This window comes from Sphingomonas citricola (assembly GCF_019429535.1).
GTDB classification, from domain to species: domain Bacteria; phylum Pseudomonadota; class Alphaproteobacteria; order Sphingomonadales; family Sphingomonadaceae; genus Sphingomonas; species Sphingomonas citricola.
Window position 1 is genome coordinate 1 of sequence record NZ_JAHXZM010000004.1, and the last position, 16,061, is coordinate 16,061.

A 16,061-nucleotide genomic window follows, 5' to 3' on the forward strand; every position below is an offset into this window, starting at 1 on the left:
GGCCTTTTGTGGCGATATATCTCGTCGGGGGGGGCGGGCCCGCCCACGGCTGGAACGAGGCGACGGTCGGCATGGTGCTGACGATCGCCGGGATCGTCGGGCTGCTTGCGCAGACGCCCGCGGGCAGTTTGATCGACAAGAGCCGCAACAAGCCGCGCATCGTCATGCTCGCAGCCTTGCTCGTCACGCTGACCAGCGTGTCGCTGCCCTTCGTCCACGGCTTCGCGATGGTGACCGCGACCCAGTCGATCGCGGCGGCGGCGGGCGCGGTGTTCGCGCCCGCGATCTCAGGGATCACCCTGGGGCTGGTCGGACCCAAGCTGTTCGCGAAGCGCGTCGGACGAAACGAGGCGTTCAACCACGCGGGCAATGCGGTGTCGGCCGCACTCGCCGGCGCGCTCGCGTGGAAATTCGGCCCCGTCGTCGTGTTCTGGCTGATGGGCGCGCTGACTGTCGCCAGCATCGTCAGCGCTACGCGCATCCGCAATGACGACATCGACAATGCCGTCGCGCGCGGCCTCGACTGCGAGCCCGAGGAGGGCTGCGAGGAGCCGAGCGGGTGGAAGACTTTGGTCGAGAACAAGCCGCTATTGATCTTCGCGGTCATCGCGTTCCTGTTTCACCTCGCCAATGCCGCGATGCTGACCTCGGTCAGTCAGTTGCTGGCGAAAAGCGTCGGCAAGGATCAGGCGACCTCGCTGACCGCGGCGTGCATCGTCGCCGCGCAGCTCGTGATGGTGCCGGTCGCGATCGTCGTCGGGCGCAACACCGATAGATGGGGCACGAAGCCGATCTTCCTCGTCGCCTTCGCGTTCCTCGCCGCGCGGGGTGCGCTCTACACCTTCTCCGACAACCCGTACTGGCTGGTCGGCGTCCAGGCGCTCGACGGCGTCGGCGCGGGGATCTTCGGCGCGTTGTTCCCGGTGGTGATCGCCGACCTGACCGAGGGCTCGGGTCGCTTCAACGTCAGCCAGGGCGCGGTCGCGACGACGCAGGGGCTGGGCGCTGCCTTGTCGGCGACGCTCGCTGGGTCGATCATCGTCTGGGCAGGCTATTCGGCGAGCTTCCTCACGCTCGCCGCAATCGCGGGCGCGGGGCTGGCGCTGTACGTGGTGGCGATGCCCGAAACGAAGCGCGCGCGGTAAGCGCAACCGCGGCGCAAATCGCATCCGCGGGCATGGCGGAGGCTGACGGGCTGGCCTAAGATCCGGTCCACACGCCTTTTTCGGATGCCATCATGCGCCATAAAGCCCTGCTCGCCCTCGCCCTCGTGAGTGTCCCCGCCCTCCTCGCCGCGCAGGCGGCCGCGCCGCGCTACGGCGCGTGGGGGCTCGAATTGCAGAATATGGACAAAAGCGTGAAGCCGGGCGACGACTTCTACGCTTATGCCGAGGGGACGTGGCTGCGCGACCACGCGATCCCCGCCGACAAGGTCGGTGCCGGATACAATTACGACCTTCCCGACGAGATCGAGGCGCAGGTCCGCCGCATCGTCGAGAATGCCGCCGCGCGTCCCGGCGACGCGACCGCACGCAAGGTCGGCGATTTCTACGCCGCGTGGATGGACGCGCCCGGCATCGAACAGCGCGGGCTGGCGCCGGTGAAGCCGTGGCTCGCGCGGATCGACGCGGTGGCGACGCGTCCCCAGCTCTTCCAGTTGATGATGCGCCCGGGCTATGCCTCGCCGATCAACATCGGGATCTCGACCGACGCCGATGATCCGACGCGCTACATGGTCGATGCCGGGCAGGCGCGGCTCGGCCTGCCGACGCGTGATTATTACCTGCTCAGCGGCGAGAAATACGACGCGATCCGCCGCGCCTACCGCGCTTACCTGATCCGCATCCAGACGCTCGCCGGCATCCCCGACGCGCCCGCCCGCGCCGACCGCATCATCGCGCTCGAGACGCGGTTGAGCCAAGACCAGTGGACGCCCGAGCAGCGCCGCGATCCGGTCAAGACGCACAATCCGATGACGCGCGCCGCGCTGACCGAGCTCGCACCCGAACTCGACTGGACGCCGACGCTCGCCAGCATGGGATTGGGTTCAGCCGAGCGCGTCAACGTGTCCGAACCGAGCGCGGTCGCCGCCGCATCGAAGCGGATCGGCGACGTGCCGCTCTCGGTGTGGAAGGAGTGGATGACCGCGCGCTTCCTCTCGAACGCCGCCCCCTTCATGCCCGCCGCGTTCGACCAGGCGAATTTCGATTTCTATTCCAAGACGCTGCGCGGCGTGCCCGAACAGCGCGCGCGGTGGAAACGCGGCATGGCGCTGATCGACGACGCGCTCGGCGAGGCGGTCGGCGCGATCTACGTCCAGCAATATTGGTCGCCCGCAACGCAGGCGAAGGCGGACGAACTCGTCGCCGACATGCAGGCGGCATACAAGGCCAAGATCGAAGCCGCGACCTGGATGGACGACGCCACGCGCCGCGCCGCGCTCGCCAAGCTCGCGACCTTCGATCCGCGCGTCGGCCACCCGAAAAAGTGGATCGACTATTCGGGGCTGCGCATCAGCCGCACCGATCCGCTCGCCAATTATTTCGCGAGCGCGGACTTCCAGTGGCGCCAGCAGCTCGCGCGCTTCCCCAAGCCGGTCGACCGCGGGCTGTGGTACATGACGCCGCAGACGGTGAACGCTTATTATGACCCGACGATGAACCAGATCACGCTGCCCGCCGCGATCCTGCAGCCGCCGTTCTTCGATCCCAACGCCGACCCCGCGGTCAATTACGCCGAAACGGGCGCGACCACGATCGGGCATGAAATGGGTCACGGCTTCGACGATCAGGGCCGCCAGTTCGACGAGCGCGGGCGGCTGCGCGACTGGTGGAGCAAGGAGACCGCGGCGAAATACACCGTCCAGGCCGATCGCCTCGCCACGCAGTTCGACGGTTACGAGCCGATCCCCGGCGTTAGAATCAAGGGCCGGCTGACGCTGGGTGAGAACCTCGCCGATCTGGGCGGGCTGGAGACCGCTTACGCCGCCTACCGCCGCTACGTCGCGCGCCACGGCGAGCCCGCGGTGCTCGACGGGCTGACCGGCGACCAGCGTTTCTTCCTCGCCTACGCGCAGGCGTGGCAAGGCAAGCGCCGCGACGAGGCGTCGCGCCAGGCGTTGCTGAGCGACCCCCACTCGCCCGACAAATACCGCGTCAACGGCATCGTCCGCAATTTCGCGCCCTGGTACACCGCCTTCAACGTCAGGCCCGGCGACGCGATGTACCTCGCCCCGGCTGAGCGGGTCAGCGTGTGGCAGTAACCGGGCCGAACTAGCGGATGTCGCGTGGGCACCCGCCCGCGCGACATGCGCCGACTACGACCATCCGATCGCGCGCCTTTCACGTCTGCCCCCTCGTATCCCGCGGCGCGCGTCCTATCTGCGGGCGGTCGCCGAACAACGGCGATCAGGGGGCTTCATGACCGAACCGATCCTCACGCTTTCCGGCGTCTCGAAGACGTACAAGGGCGGCTTCACCGCGCTCCACGGCGTCGACCTCGCGATCAACAAGGGCGAGATCTTCGCGCTGCTCGGCCCCAACGGCGCGGGCAAGACGACGCTGATCAGCATCATCTGCGGCATCGTCACGCCCTCAACCGGCACGATCCACGTCGGCGGGCACGACGCGATCGCCGACTACAAGGCCGCGCGCAGCCTGATCGGGCTGGTGCCGCAGGAATTGTCGGTCGACATGTTCGAAACCGTGCTCGCGACCGTCACGTTCTCGCGTCGCCTCTTCGGGCGTTCGGGGCACAGCGCGTATATCGAGCAGGTGCTGCGCGACCTGTCGCTGTGGGACAAGCGCGACAACAAGATCATGGAATTGTCGGGCGGCATGAAGCGCCGCGTGCTGATCGCGAAGGCGCTGGCGCACGAGCCCGAGGTGCTGTTTCTCGACGAGCCGACCGCGGGCGTCGATGTCGCACTGCGCCGCGACATGTGGAAACTCGTCCACGCCTTGCGCGAGCGCGGCACGACGATCATCCTGACGACGCACTACATCGAGGAGGCCGAGGAGATGGCCGACCGCGTCGGCGTCATCAACAAGGGCCGCCTGCTGCTGGTCGACGACAAGGCCGCCTTGATGCAGAAACTCGGCAAGCGCGAGCTCGACCTGACCCTCGTCGACACGCTCGATCGGGTCCCCGCCGGGCTCGAGCAATGGCAGCTCAGCCTCGTCAACGAGGGCCGGACGCTCCGCTACGTCTTCGATGCGACGCAGGAAGACACCGGCATCCCGTCGCTGTTGCGTGAACTGTCCGCGCGGCACGTCGCGTTCAAGGATCTGGAGACATCGAAATCGAGCCTCGAGGACATTTTCGTCGACCTGGTGGAGGAACGCGCGTGACCCTCAACCTCCACGGCATCTGGGCGATCTACCGTTTCGAGATGGCGCGTTCGCTGCGCACCTTGTGGCAGAGCCTCGTCGGTCCCGTCCTCACCACCAGCCTGTATTTCATCGTCTTCGGCGGCGCGATCGGCAGCCGGATGCAGAGCGTCGACGGGGTGAGCTACGGCAGCTTCATCGTGCCCGGCCTCATCATGCTGTCGCTCCTCACGCAGAGCGTCGGCAATGCCTCGATCGGCATCTATTTCCCGAAGTTCACCGGCACGATCTTCGAGCTTCTGTCCGCACCGATCTCATCGATGGAGCTCGTCATCGGCTATGTCGGGGCGGCGGCGACCAAGTCGGTCGTGATCGGCGCGATCATCCTCGCCACCTCGGCCTTCTTCGTACCCGTCGTGGTCGAGCATCCGCTCGCGATGATCGCGTTCCTCGTGCTGACCTCGGTCGCGTTCAGCCTGTTCGGCTTCATCCTCGGCATCTGGGCGAACAGTTTCGAGCAATTGAACTTCGTGCCGCTGCTCCTCATCACCCCGCTGACCTTCCTGGGCGGCAGCTTCTACTCGATCGACATGCTGCCGCAGCCGTGGCGCACGGTCAGCCTGTTCAATCCCGTCGTCTACCTCGTCAGCGGCTTTCGCTGGAGCTTCTTCGGGCGCGGCGACGTCGACATCGCGCTCAGCCTCGGGGTCACGCTCGCGTTCCTCCTCGCCTGCCTCGCGGTCATCGCGTGGATCTTCAAGAGCGGGTGGCGGCTGAAGAGCTGATCGCCGCCCCCTGTCACCCCGCAGTCGCGCGCCGGGCTGGGCGTTCGACGTGTCCGCTCAACTGCGCGCCGGCGTCGGGTGCGAAGCGGCGGTTCCAGATCGTCGCCGCGGCGGAAACCGCGGTGACGACGAGGAAGGCGAGCGTAAAGTCGGCCAGTTGCGGCCGCGCGTGCCCGGCCGTTCGCATCCCTACGTGGAGCGACGCTGCACCGACGCAGATGCCCAGCGACAGCATCAACTGCTGGAACGTCGCGTAGAAGCTCGTCGCCGAACTCATCCGCTCGGGCGGTATCTCGTCGTAGGCGATCGTGTTGTAGGCCGAGAATTGGAACGACATGAAGAAGCCCGAGGTCATCAGCACCGCGAAGATCAGCGGCACCGGCCAGTCGGGGCGGAACAGCCCGCACACCGCGTAACCCGCGCTCGCGCCCAACCCGCCGACGATCAGGCTGCGGCGAAAGCCCCAGCGGCGCAGCACGCGCGGCGCCAGCCCCTTCATCGCGAGCGATCCGATCGCCCCCGCGACTGTGATCGCACCGCTCGCCGCCGCGGTCATTCCGAACCCGAGTTGCAGCATCATCGGCAGCAGGAATGGCTGCGCGCCCTGCGTGATGCGGGTCAGCGATCCGCCGATCACCGACAGGCGGAACGACGGCACCGCGAGCAGGGTGAGGTCGAGGATCGGCTGCGCCCGGCGGCGCGCGTGACGGATGTACAGCGCGCCCGCGACGAGGCCGACCGCGATCAGCGCGAGCGCGGTCGGCAGCTCGCCCGTCCGGCTCGTCATCTCGAACCCGAACAGCAGACAGCCGAGCGCCACGCCCGACAACACGAAACCGGGCAGGTCGAACGGCGCGGGACGATCCTCGCGGATGTCCCCGATGTACCGCGTCACCAGCATCACGCCCAGCAACCCGATCGGCAGGTTGAGATAGAAGATCCACCGCCAGTCGAGATAGGTCACGATCGCGCCGCCCACGGGTGGGCCGATGATCGGGCCGATCAGCGCGGGCATGATCAGCCACGACATGGCCGACACCATGTCCTCCTTCGCGACGCTGCGCAGCAGCACCAGCCGCCCGATCGGGATCATCATCGCGCCGCCCAGACCCTGCAGGAATCGCGCCGCCATGATGAACGGCAGCGTCGGTGCGATGCCGCACAGGGCCGATCCTGCGACGAAGATCAGGATCGCGGCACGGAACACCGTGCGCGACCCGAACCGGTCGGCCATCCGCCCGCTCGCCGGGATGAAGATCGCGAGCGCGAGCAGGTAGGAGGTCAGCGCCGAGCTCATGCTGGTCGCGGGCACGCCGAAATCGCGCGCCATCGTCGGAAGCGCAGTCGACAGGATCGTCGCGTCCATCTGTTCCATGAACAACGCGCAGGCAATGATCAGCGCGGTGACGCGGTAATTGCGCGGCGTGTGGAGCGGCGCCCCCGCCGGAATCGCGACGCGCGCGATGCCGTCGGCGGCGGGCAGGATGCCGTCGCGTATCTCACTGTTGATCGAGGCGAGGCCCCGGCGGCGCAATCTCATGGAACGATCCCGGATGCTCGGTCGCCCGCGTGGAAACACGGGTGCGATCACGCGCACGCGCGGCGTCGCGCGGCTCGGCGATCTCGACCAATCGGTTGAGCCTCTCCGCCGCCGGCGCCCTGTCCACCGGCACGCACCCGATGCGCCTCATCGCGCGATTATGCAAATCGCGCGCGTGGTGTCTGCCGCTAGCGCGACGCGAGCTCGGGCAGGACGTAGCCCGCCATCCGCTGGCGCAGCAGTTTCTTGTCGATCTTGCCCGTCGCACCGAGCGGAATCTCGTCGACCACGACGACGTCGTCGGGCATCCACCAGCGCGCGATCTTGCCGTCGAGGAACGCGAGCAATTCGGTCCGCCCGCACGTCGCCTCGGCGTGGCGCTGGACCAGCAGGATCGGTCGCTCGTCCCATTTGGGGTGCGCGACGCCGATCACCGCGGCGAGCGCGACCTCCGGGTGCCCGACCGCAATATTCTCGATCTCGATCGAGCTTATCCACTCGCCGCCCGACTTGACGATGTCCTTCGCGCGATCGGTGATTTGCATGTAGCCCGCCGCGTCGATCGTTGACACGTCGCCGGTGTCGAAAAAGCCTTCCGCGTCGAGCACGTTTCCGCCCTCGCCGCCGAAATAGCCGCTGGTGATCGTCGGCCCCTTGATCTTGAGCCGCCCCGCGGTGCGCCCGTCGTGTGGCAGGCGGTTACCCTCGTCGTCGGTCAGCTTGAATTCGAGCCCGCACACCAGCCGCCCCTGCATCCCCTTGCGGCGTACCTGCTCGTCGTACGACTGCTCGAGCACCTCGGGGCTGGGCGTCGACAGCGTCGCGAGCGGCGACGTCTCGGTCATGCCCCAGCCCTGGATCACGTCGACGCCGTATTCGTCCTGGAACGCGCGGATCAGCGCTTCGGGCGGGGCGGAGCCGCCGATCACGACACGCTTCAACGTCGAGAAACGCGCGCCGCTCTGCCGCAGGTAATGGAGCAGCCCCTGCCACACCGTCGGCACCGCGGCGGAGAAGGTGACGCCCTCGTCCTCGATCAGGCGGTAGATCGACTCGCCGTCCATCCGCGCACCCGGCAGCACCAGCTTCGCGCCGACCGCGGGCGCGGAATAGACCACGCCCCAGGCATTGGCATGGTACATCGGCACGATCAGCAGCACCGTGTCGCGCGTCGTCAGCGCGAGCGCGTCGGCCTGGAGCGTCATCATCGTGTGGAGATAGTTGGAGCGGTGCGAGTAGAGCACGCCCTTCGGATTCCCCGTCGTCCCCGACGTGTAGCACAGCCCGCACGCCAGCCGCTCGTCGAACCCGCCCCAGCGATATTCGGTCGGCTCGTCGGCAATCCAATCGTCGAACGCGACCGCGGGATAATCGGTCGCGGGCAATTCGGCGGCGGCACACAGGAATACTACTTGCTCGATCCGGGGCGCGGCGGCGAGGAGCGGGCCGATCAATGGCGCGCACGCCGGATCGGCGAGCAGGATTCGGTCGCCCGCGTGATCGGCGATATACGCGATCTGTTCGGCGAACAGCCGCGGATTAAGCGTGTGGAGCACCGCGCCCATGTTCGTCGCGCCGTACCAGGCGGCGAGATGGCGCGCGCTGTTCCACCCCATCGTCGCGACGCGGTCGCCCTGCCCGATCCCGGCGCGCGCGAGTGCGTTCGACACGCGCTTGGCGGTCCGGTGCAGCCAGGCGTAATCGAGCCGCGTCAGGCTGCCGTCACCCTCGCGCGAGACGATCTCGCGTGCGCCGTGCCACGTCGCCGCATGGTCGAGGAAGCGGTCCACCGTCAGGGGCACGTCCTGCATCAATCCGAACAGCGGCTGCGTCATGGGGATCAACTCTCCTGTGGGTGCTGGCTGTCGCGCCAGTCGCGTTTGACCTTTTTCGCGAGGCTCCATTTGTGCACCTCGGTCGGCCCGTCGTAGATGCGGAAGGCGCGCACCTCGCGGAACACCTGTTCGACGATCGTGTCGCCGGTGACCCCGGTGCCGCCCATCACCTGCACGCAGCGGTCGGCAATCCGCATCAGTGCCTCCGACACCGCGACCTTCGCCATCGAGCTCTCCGCGGTGCCGAGTGCGCCGGTATCGAGCACGTCGGCGCACCAGTCGATCATCAGCTCGGCCTGTTTGAGGTCAATGAGGTTCTCCGCCAGCATGAAGCCGACCCCCTCGTGGTCGATCAACGGCTTGCCGAAGGCGTGGCGGCGGTTGGCGTAATCGGTCGCGATCTCGTGCGCGCGCTGGCAGCTGCCCAGCCAGCGCATGCAGTGCGTCAGCCGCGCGGGCGCCAGGCGGATCTGCGCGAGCTTGAACCCCTCGCCCGGATTGCCGAGCATCTGGTCGGCGGGGATGCGAAGATTGCTGATCCGCACCACCGCGTGGCCGCCGGGCATCGACGAATCGATCGTGTCGAGTACGCGCTCGATCGTGATCGCACCGGCTGCGTAAGCCTCGGGCAGGTCGACGAGGAACATCGTCGCGCCTGATCCATCGGTGATTTCCGGGGCCTTCGCCATGACGATGCCAACGCGCGCGCCTCCCGCACCGGTGATGAACGCCTTCCGCCCGTTCACCACCCAATGGTTGCCGTCCTGCACCGCGGTCGTCAGCATCATCGACGGGTCGGAACCCGCGCCGCCGTCCGCCGCCGGCTCGGTCATGAAGAACGCCGAGCGCGCCTCGCCGCTGACGAGCGGGTCGAGGAAGCGCGCCTTCTGTTCCGCGCTCGCTGCCTTCCCGAGCAGGTACATGTTGCCCTCGTCGGGCGCCATGACGTTGACTGCGAGCGGACCGAGCGGCGACAGCCCCGCGGCGCGCAACACCTGTGCGGTCTCGCGATGCGTCAGGTGACTGCCGTCGTCCAGGATGTGCGGCGTCAGCACCCCCGCCGCGCGCGCCAGCCCGCGCAACTCCTGCACCAGCTCGTCGGACGGGCCGTGCGCACCGCAGCGCGGGTCGCGCTCGAACGGCGCCACCGTCCCGCGCACGAACGCGGCGACCTTTTTTGCGATGTCGGTTCCGCGGGTCATGGCGCGCTCCTGATTGCCGGTTCTGCGCCTCCATGTCCTGTTTCGTTTCGTGTCGCCACCCTCAAGCGCAACATTTGTTGCGCACGGTTCAGACGATCCAGCGCCAGATCCCCGCGGCCCAGCCCGCGAGCGGGATGTGCGCCCAGGTCGCCGCCAGCCACACCACCACGCCGCCGCCTAGCGCGTGCGCGCCCAGCCCACCGATCTGCGCGCGACCGCGCGCGATCGCGGCGAACGGCAGATAACTCGTCCGCCGTTCCCACTCGGGCCAGAACTCGGGCTGGAGCCGCGCCTTCTTGCGGTCCTGCAAATGCGCGCCGACCAGCGCGAGGACGATGATCGCGCCCGCCAGCACGACGTTCGACGGATCGGGATAGACGAGGATGTGCACCCCGCCCCACAACGCGAACGCCCACATCATCGGATGCCGCGTGATCGCGTAGACGCCGCGCGCCTCGGGCACCGGCTTCGCCTTGCCGCCCGGATCGGGGAGCGCGGGGTCGCGCACCAGCGAGCCCATGAACAGCACGCTCGCCACCAGCATGACGATCGTCGCGATCGCCCAGATCGCATCGCCGACCCCCCATAACGGGTCGCTGGCGGGCGCGGCACGATAGGCGAGCGCGAGCCAGATCAGCGTCGCGAACGCGACCAGACTGTAGAGGCCGGCGAACCCGCGCTCGCCGACGCGCGCCACCAACGGCGCGCGCAAGGGGTGCGACAGGAGGAAGTGCGTTCCCACGAACGCGACCGCGGCGACCAGCACTTCCCCCATGCCCTGCTCCCTTATGCGAGGACCTTACTGAACGCCGTGCATCCAGCGCTTGATCAGCGGCGACAGCGCCAGCAGCACCGCGCCGATCACCGCCGCGGTCAGACCGATCGTCCAGAACACCTGGTTGTAGGTGTCGAGGCTGACCTTCAGGTTGGTCACCTGCCCGCCGACCGTCTCGACCGAGGCGACCTGCGCGACGATGCCGGCGACATATTGCGCGACCGAGATCGACAGGAACCACACGCCCATCATCAACCCGACGATACGCGCGATCGACAGCTTGGTGATCATGCTCAGCCCCACCGGCGAGATGCAGAGCTCGGCGACCGAGTGGATCAGGTACAGCCCCGCGAGCCACCAGATCGCGACCTTGAAGTCGCTGCCCGCGAACTGCCCGCCCCAGACGAGGAACAGGAAGCCCAGCCCGACCCCGATCAGCGCGAGGCCGAACTTGACGGGGATCGTCGGCTCGATCCCGCGCGCGGCGAGCTTGGTCCACAGGATCGACATGACGGGTGCGAGCGCCACGATGAAGAACGCGTTGAAGAACTGCGTCTGCGGCGCGGTGATCGCGAAGCTGCCTGCGATCGTCAGGTCGGTGTTGCGGTCGGCGAACAGCGTCAGGCTCGACCCCGCCTGCTCGAACAGCGTCCAGAACACGACGTTGAACACAATCAGGATCATCGCCGCCAGCATCATCTGGAACTCGGCCTTGCTCCCCTTGGCATAGGACCAGATCAGGATGCCCGGCACGCTGACCAGGAAGGTGCCGAACAGCAGCTTACCCATCAGCGACAAGGATGCGATATAGCCGACGATCCCCGAACCGGGCTCGGGCGCGGTCGAGTTCATCAGGTTGACGAACAGGAAATAGAACACCGGCACCGCGAGGATCGCGCCCGCGAAGATCGCGAGCGTGCGGTCGGGCCCTTGGCGCACCGGCGCCTCGCCGATGCCGTTCAGCTTGCCGCCGTTGAACTGGATCAGCGCCCAGGAGATCAGCATGCCGAACGCGGCAAGCCCGAAGCCCGCCCACCAGCCGACCTTGTCGGCGAGCAGCGGGCAGAGCAGCTGCGAGCCGAGCGAGCCGAGGTTGATCCCCATGTAGAAGATCGTGAACCCCGCGTCGCGACGGCGGTCGCCGCCCGCGTACAGCTCGCCCACCATCGTCGAGATGTTGGGCTTGAAGAAGCCATTGCCGACCGAGATCAGGCTGAGTGCGAGGAGCAGGATCGCGGTCAGCAGCGCGCTGCGCTCGCCACCCGTCTCGAACCCGCCCTTGGCAACGGTGCGTGACACGCTCTTGTCGGGGTTGAGAAGCGAGACTGAGCCGTCCTCGTTGCCCTTGATCTCGAGCCGCTCCTGCGGCGTCACGAGATAGCGCACCTCGGCCGAGGCACTCGTCGGCGCGTCGCGGAAACCGTCGACCTGCACCGCGTAACGCTGCCCGTCGATCGTCGCGTAGGGCTTGGCGGTCTCGCCGCCGAAGCACAACGTCAGATAGCCGACCGCCATCATGATCGCGCCGAACTTCACCGACCGTTTCGAGCCGAGATACTGGTCGGCGAGATATCCGCCCACCAGCGGCGTCAGATAGACGAGCGCGGTGAACCCGCCGTACAGCCCCGTCGCCTCGCGGTCGCCGAACACGAAATGCTTGGTCAGATACAGCGTGAGGAGCGCGCGCATCCCGTAATAACCGAACCGCTCCCACATCTCGGTGGTGAACAACCGCGCGAGCTGGCGCGGGTGGCCGAACCAGGTTTCCTCGGCCGCCGGATTGGTGTGGGTGATATCGGGTTCGGCGCGGTTGTCGGCCGTCGGGGTGTCCACCATTCTCGAAATACGCTCCCTGGACTTCAGTATCGCGCTTGCGCACACGCGGCGCGCGCGATGGTTGCAGGGGAGACTAGCGGCAAAGCCCGTGCTGTAAATACGCGTTAACACTTCCTAGATGCGCGCGCATGTTCAACGACCGCTCCTCGCTCATCGCGCATCTCTCCACCCGCCGCTCGGGCAAGCCGCGCGATCTCGTCGCGCCGGGCCCCGACCATGCCGAACTCGTGCAGATGATCGCGCTCGCCGCGCGCACCCCCGATCACGGCAAGCTCGCACCGTGGCGTTTCGTGATCGTCGGCGCCGACCAGCGCGCGCGGCTGGCGGACCTGCTGGTCGAGGCGTACCGCGCCGAAAAGCCCGAGGCGCGGCAGGCCGAGCTCGACGGGATGGTGCAGTTCGCGACGCAAGCACCCGCACTGGTCGTCGCACTCTCCTCGCCCAAGACCGACAACAAGATACCGTTGTGGGAACAGGAATTATCCGCCGGGGCGGCGTGCATGAACCTGCTCCACGCCGTCCACGCGCACGGTTACGCCGCCGGCTGGCTGACCGGGTGGCCGGCTTTCTCCCCGCGCGTCCGCGACGCGTTCGGGCAGCCGCACGAACGGATCACCGGCTTCGTCTTCATCGGCACCCCGGGTCGCGCGCTCGACGAACGGCCGCGTCCCGCGATCGAACAGGTGTGGAGCGATTGGTGAGGCTCGACTTGATCCCCATTTGCTGTATTAACGCACCATGGCAGCACTGAGCAACGAGGACAGCCCGGTCTACATCCGGCTGCGCGCAACCATCGCCGCGGGGATCCTGCGCGGCGACTTCGTGGCGGGCGACCAACTCCCCTCGGTGCGCGCGCTCGCGGCGGAACACGGTGCCAACCCGCTGACGGTCGCCAAGGCGTATCAGAGCTTCCAGGACGACGGCTATGTCGAGGTACGCCGCGGCGTCGGCATGTTCGTGCTCGCCGGCGCGTCGGAGCGGCTGCGCAACGCCGAGCGCGAGAATTTCGTCGCCAACCAGTGGCCGCGCATCCGCGGCTATATCGACCTGCTCGGGCTCGACCTTTCCGAGCTGATGGAACGCCACGACGCCTGAGCGACCGCGGGAGCGCGAAACCACGCGGCGGGCTCGGCCGTTAAAGCCTGTATGAGCCTGATCGTCTCCATCCTGCTCGCCGGCGCCGCCACGGCCGCGCCATCCGCCACCCCCGCCGCGGCGCGCGTCGCGGTTCAGCGCTATTACGCCGCGCTCGACCGGCGCGATTATCGCACCGCTTACCGCCTGTGGGATCGCGGCGGGCAGGCGAGCGGCAAGACCTACGCGCAGTTCGTCCGCGGCTTCGCGACCACGCGCCACACGCGTGTCACCGCAGGCGTACCGATGGAGCCCGAGGGGGCGGCGGGATCGAGCTATATCCGCGTGCCGGTGACCGTCCGCGCGACCTTGAGGAACGGTACCGCGCAGACGTTCAGCGGCAGCTACACGCTGCGCCGCGTCAACGACATCGACGGCTCGACGCCCGAACAGCGGCAATGGCATTTGAACAGCGCATCGCTGCGCCGGCGATGAAGCGCACAACCGCCCTCTTGCTGCTGGGCGCGCTCGCGGCGTGCAACCGCGCGCCAGAGCCGCCGCAGCCCCAGCCGACACGCGCCACCCCCACGCCCGCCCCGACACCCAGCGCGACGCTCGCCGACACCGATCTCTCGCGCTACGTCGGCAAATATCCGTTCGATCTCGTCGCGGGCCGGCGCTTCGTCGACGAACCAGCGGTCCGCGCCGCGGTCGCGCGCGTCGTCCCCGACGCCGCGGTACGCGACATGGTGCTCAGCCGCGACGCGACCGCCAACCCGGTCGCGAACGAGGATGGGCGCATCCTGTCCTGGGCGTGCGAGGCGCACAATTGCGGCCCGCACAATTGGGCGATCGCGATCACCCGCGACGGGCGCGACGCCGCGGTCTGCTATCACGATCAGGACGCGGGCGTGTCGCGCTGGTATCCCGCGAACTACCGCGCGCCCTCGCCCGACGGCTGCCCGTCGGGCGAATAAGAGCCGCCCCGGTCAGAACGCGTCGGCGGTGAGCGCGTAGAGCTGGCTCGCCGGCGCGTTCGCCGCCGCTTCCAGCCCCATCGCCTCGGGCACGATCTGATCGAGGTAGAAGGCGACGCTCGCCTGCTTGACCGCGTCCGCGCCATCCGCGCGCGCCTGCCGTTCGAGCAGCCAGCCGCACGTCGCGATCGACAGCATCGTCAGGAACGGATAGCTCGCCGCCTGGCGATCGTCCGCGTCCGCGGTTTGCAACCGCCGCCCGACGCTCTCGCACGCGTCGACCAGTGCGGTGAGGCGCGGGTGCTGCGCCTCGGCACGCATGTCTGCGATCAGGCTCGCGAACGCAGCCCCGTTCGACAGCGACAGCTTGCGCCCGACCAGATCGGCCGCCTGGATGCCGTTCGTGCCCTCGTAGATCGGGGTGATCCGCGCGTCGCGGAAGAATTGCGCCGCGCCCGTCTCCTCGACGAACCCCATCCCGCCGTGCACCTGGACGCCGATGCTCGCGATCTCGTTGCCCAGATCGGTCGCGTGCGCCTTGGCGAGCGGGGTGGTGATCTCCAGCCGCTCCTTCGCCGCCGTATCCCCTAGCCCCGCACGGTCGACCTGCCCGCAGGCGTAATAGACCAAAGCGCGCGCCGCCATCGTCTGCGCCTTCATCCGCAGCAGCATGCGGCGCACGTCGGAATGCTCGATGATCGCCGATTGCGCGCCCGCGCGCGCGCCCTGGACGCGCTCCTTGGCGTAATCGACCGCCTTCTGCGTCGCCGCCTCGGCGACCTGCACGCCCTGCAATCCGACGTTGAGGCGGGCGTTGTTCATCATCGTGAACATCGCGCGCATGCCGCCGAACTCGGGGCCGATCAGCTCACCGACGCAATCGTCGTGGTCGCCGAACGACAAAACGCACGTCGGCGAGGCGTGGAGCCCCATCTTGTGCTCGATCGAGACGACGCGGACGTCGTTCAGCGAGCCGTCCGCGCGCACCTTGGGGACGAGAAACAGCGAGATACCGCGCGTGCCCGCAGGCGCGTCGGGCGTGCGTGCGAGCACCAAGTGGACGATATTGTCCGCCATGTCGTGGTCGCCGAACGAGATGTAGATCTTGGTGCCCTTGATGCTGAACGTGCCGTCGCCGCGCGGGGTCGCGGTAGCGCGCAAGGCGCCCACGTCGCTGCCCGCCTGCGGCTCGGTCAGGTTCATCGTGCCGGTCCACTCGCCCGTCGCGAGCTTGGGCAGGTATAGTGCCTGCTGCTCGGGGGTGCCGTGATGCTCGATCGCCTCGATCGCGCCGACCGTCAGCGTCGGGCACAGCGCGAACCCCATGTTGGCGCTGCCGAGCGTTTCGAGCACCGCCGCCTGGACGACGAAGGGCAGCCCCTGCCCGCCGAACGCCTCCGACACGCCGATCGTGCCCCAGCCGCCCTCGACGTACGCCTGATATGCCGCGCGGTAACCGTCGGGCATGACCACGCCGTCGGGGGTCCATTTCGCGCCCACCGTGTCGCCCGCGCGGTTGAGCGGCGCCCATTCGCCCGCCGCAAACTGCGCCGCGCCTTCCAGCACCGCGTCGATCACGTCGGGGGTCGCGGCGGCGAAGCGTTCGGTCTCGGCGAGCTCGCCGATGTTCGCGACGGTGTCGAGGACGAAACGCTGCTCGGAAACGGGGGCGGTGAAGGCCATTTCTATCTCCTGGTCGCCCCCGCTAT

14 protein-coding genes are annotated in these 16,061 nt (G+C 68.1%); 8 read left to right on the plus strand and 6 right to left on the minus strand.

Annotation, left to right across the window (positions count from 1 at the left end; genetic code table 11):
• The 4 genes from KZ810_RS10620 to KZ810_RS10635 all read left to right on the plus strand — a co-directional run.
• Window positions 1–1,145 (plus strand): MFS transporter (locus tag KZ810_RS10620; protein WP_219769094.1); only part of this gene is annotated, 1,145 nt, incomplete at its 5' end.
• Between the two features lie 92 nt (window positions 1,146–1,237).
• Complete coding sequence (locus KZ810_RS10625) at window positions 1,238–3,262, plus strand: M13 family metallopeptidase (protein ID WP_219769095.1); 2,025 nt, start codon at window positions 1,238–1,240, stop codon at window positions 3,260–3,262.
• A 157-nt stretch (window positions 3,263–3,419) separates the two neighbouring features.
• Window positions 3,420–4,349, plus strand: a complete 930-nt coding sequence (locus tag KZ810_RS10630; RefSeq protein WP_219769096.1) for an ABC transporter ATP-binding protein — start codon at window positions 3,420–3,422, stop codon at window positions 4,347–4,349.
• Window positions 4,346–5,113, plus strand: coding sequence for an ABC transporter permease (locus KZ810_RS10635; RefSeq protein ID WP_219769097.1), 768 nt, complete (start codon window positions 4,346–4,348; stop codon window positions 5,111–5,113). The genes KZ810_RS10630 and KZ810_RS10635 overlap by 4 nt, the downstream gene beginning before the upstream one ends.
• Window positions 5,114–5,126: 13 nt before the next feature.
• Here KZ810_RS10635 and KZ810_RS10640 read toward each other — a convergent pair whose 3' ends face one another.
• From KZ810_RS10640 to KZ810_RS10660, 5 genes are all read right to left on the minus strand, one after another.
• Window positions 5,127–6,653: an MFS transporter gene (locus KZ810_RS10640; RefSeq protein ID WP_219769098.1), complete on the minus strand. Its 1,527-nt coding sequence runs from the start codon at window positions 6,651–6,653 to the stop codon at window positions 5,127–5,129.
• Between the two features lie 188 nt (window positions 6,654–6,841).
• Complete coding sequence (locus KZ810_RS10645; protein WP_219769099.1) at window positions 6,842–8,488, minus strand: long-chain-fatty-acid--CoA ligase; 1,647 nt, start codon at window positions 8,486–8,488, stop codon at window positions 6,842–6,844.
• 5 nt (window positions 8,489–8,493) lie between these two features.
• Window positions 8,494–9,690: an acyl-CoA dehydrogenase family protein gene (locus KZ810_RS10650; protein WP_219769100.1), complete on the minus strand. Its 1,197-nt coding sequence runs from the start codon at window positions 9,688–9,690 to the stop codon at window positions 8,494–8,496.
• Window positions 9,691–9,778: 88 nt separating this feature from the next.
• Complete coding sequence (locus KZ810_RS10655; protein WP_219769101.1) at window positions 9,779–10,465, minus strand: NnrU family protein; 687 nt, start codon at window positions 10,463–10,465, stop codon at window positions 9,779–9,781.
• A 24-nt stretch (window positions 10,466–10,489) separates the two neighbouring features.
• Complete coding sequence (locus KZ810_RS10660; protein WP_219769102.1) at window positions 10,490–12,301, minus strand: peptide MFS transporter; 1,812 nt, start codon at window positions 12,299–12,301, stop codon at window positions 10,490–10,492.
• Between the two features lie 128 nt (window positions 12,302–12,429).
• Here KZ810_RS10660 and KZ810_RS10665 point away from each other — a divergent pair, with 128 nt between their 5' ends.
• The 4 genes from KZ810_RS10665 to KZ810_RS10680 are packed head-to-tail and all read left to right on the plus strand — an operon-like array spanning window position 12,430 to window position 14,352.
• Window positions 12,430–13,002 (plus strand): nitroreductase family protein, encoded by a 573-nt coding sequence (locus KZ810_RS10665; protein ID WP_219769103.1) that lies wholly within the window; start codon window positions 12,430–12,432, stop codon window positions 13,000–13,002.
• A 37-nt stretch (window positions 13,003–13,039) separates the two neighbouring features.
• A complete protein-coding gene (locus KZ810_RS10670; protein WP_219769104.1) occupies window positions 13,040–13,396 on the plus strand; it encodes a GntR family transcriptional regulator in 357 nt (118 codons plus the stop codon).
• Window positions 13,397–13,447: 51 nt separating this feature from the next.
• Window positions 13,448–13,870, plus strand: a complete 423-nt coding sequence (locus tag KZ810_RS10675; protein WP_219769105.1) for a hypothetical protein — start codon at window positions 13,448–13,450, stop codon at window positions 13,868–13,870.
• Window positions 13,867–14,352, plus strand: a complete 486-nt coding sequence (locus KZ810_RS10680; protein ID WP_219769106.1) for an Ivy family c-type lysozyme inhibitor — start codon at window positions 13,867–13,869, stop codon at window positions 14,350–14,352. Before KZ810_RS10675 ends, KZ810_RS10680 begins: the two co-directional genes overlap by 4 nt.
• 12 nt (window positions 14,353–14,364) lie before the next feature.
• Here KZ810_RS10680 and KZ810_RS10685 read toward each other — a convergent pair whose 3' ends face one another.
• Window positions 14,365–16,035 carry an acyl-CoA dehydrogenase gene (locus KZ810_RS10685; protein WP_219769107.1) on the minus strand — a complete coding sequence of 557 codons (1,671 nt, stop codon included), beginning with the start codon at window positions 16,033–16,035 and terminating at the stop codon, window positions 14,365–14,367.
• Between the last annotated feature and the right edge of the window lie 26 nt (window positions 16,036–16,061).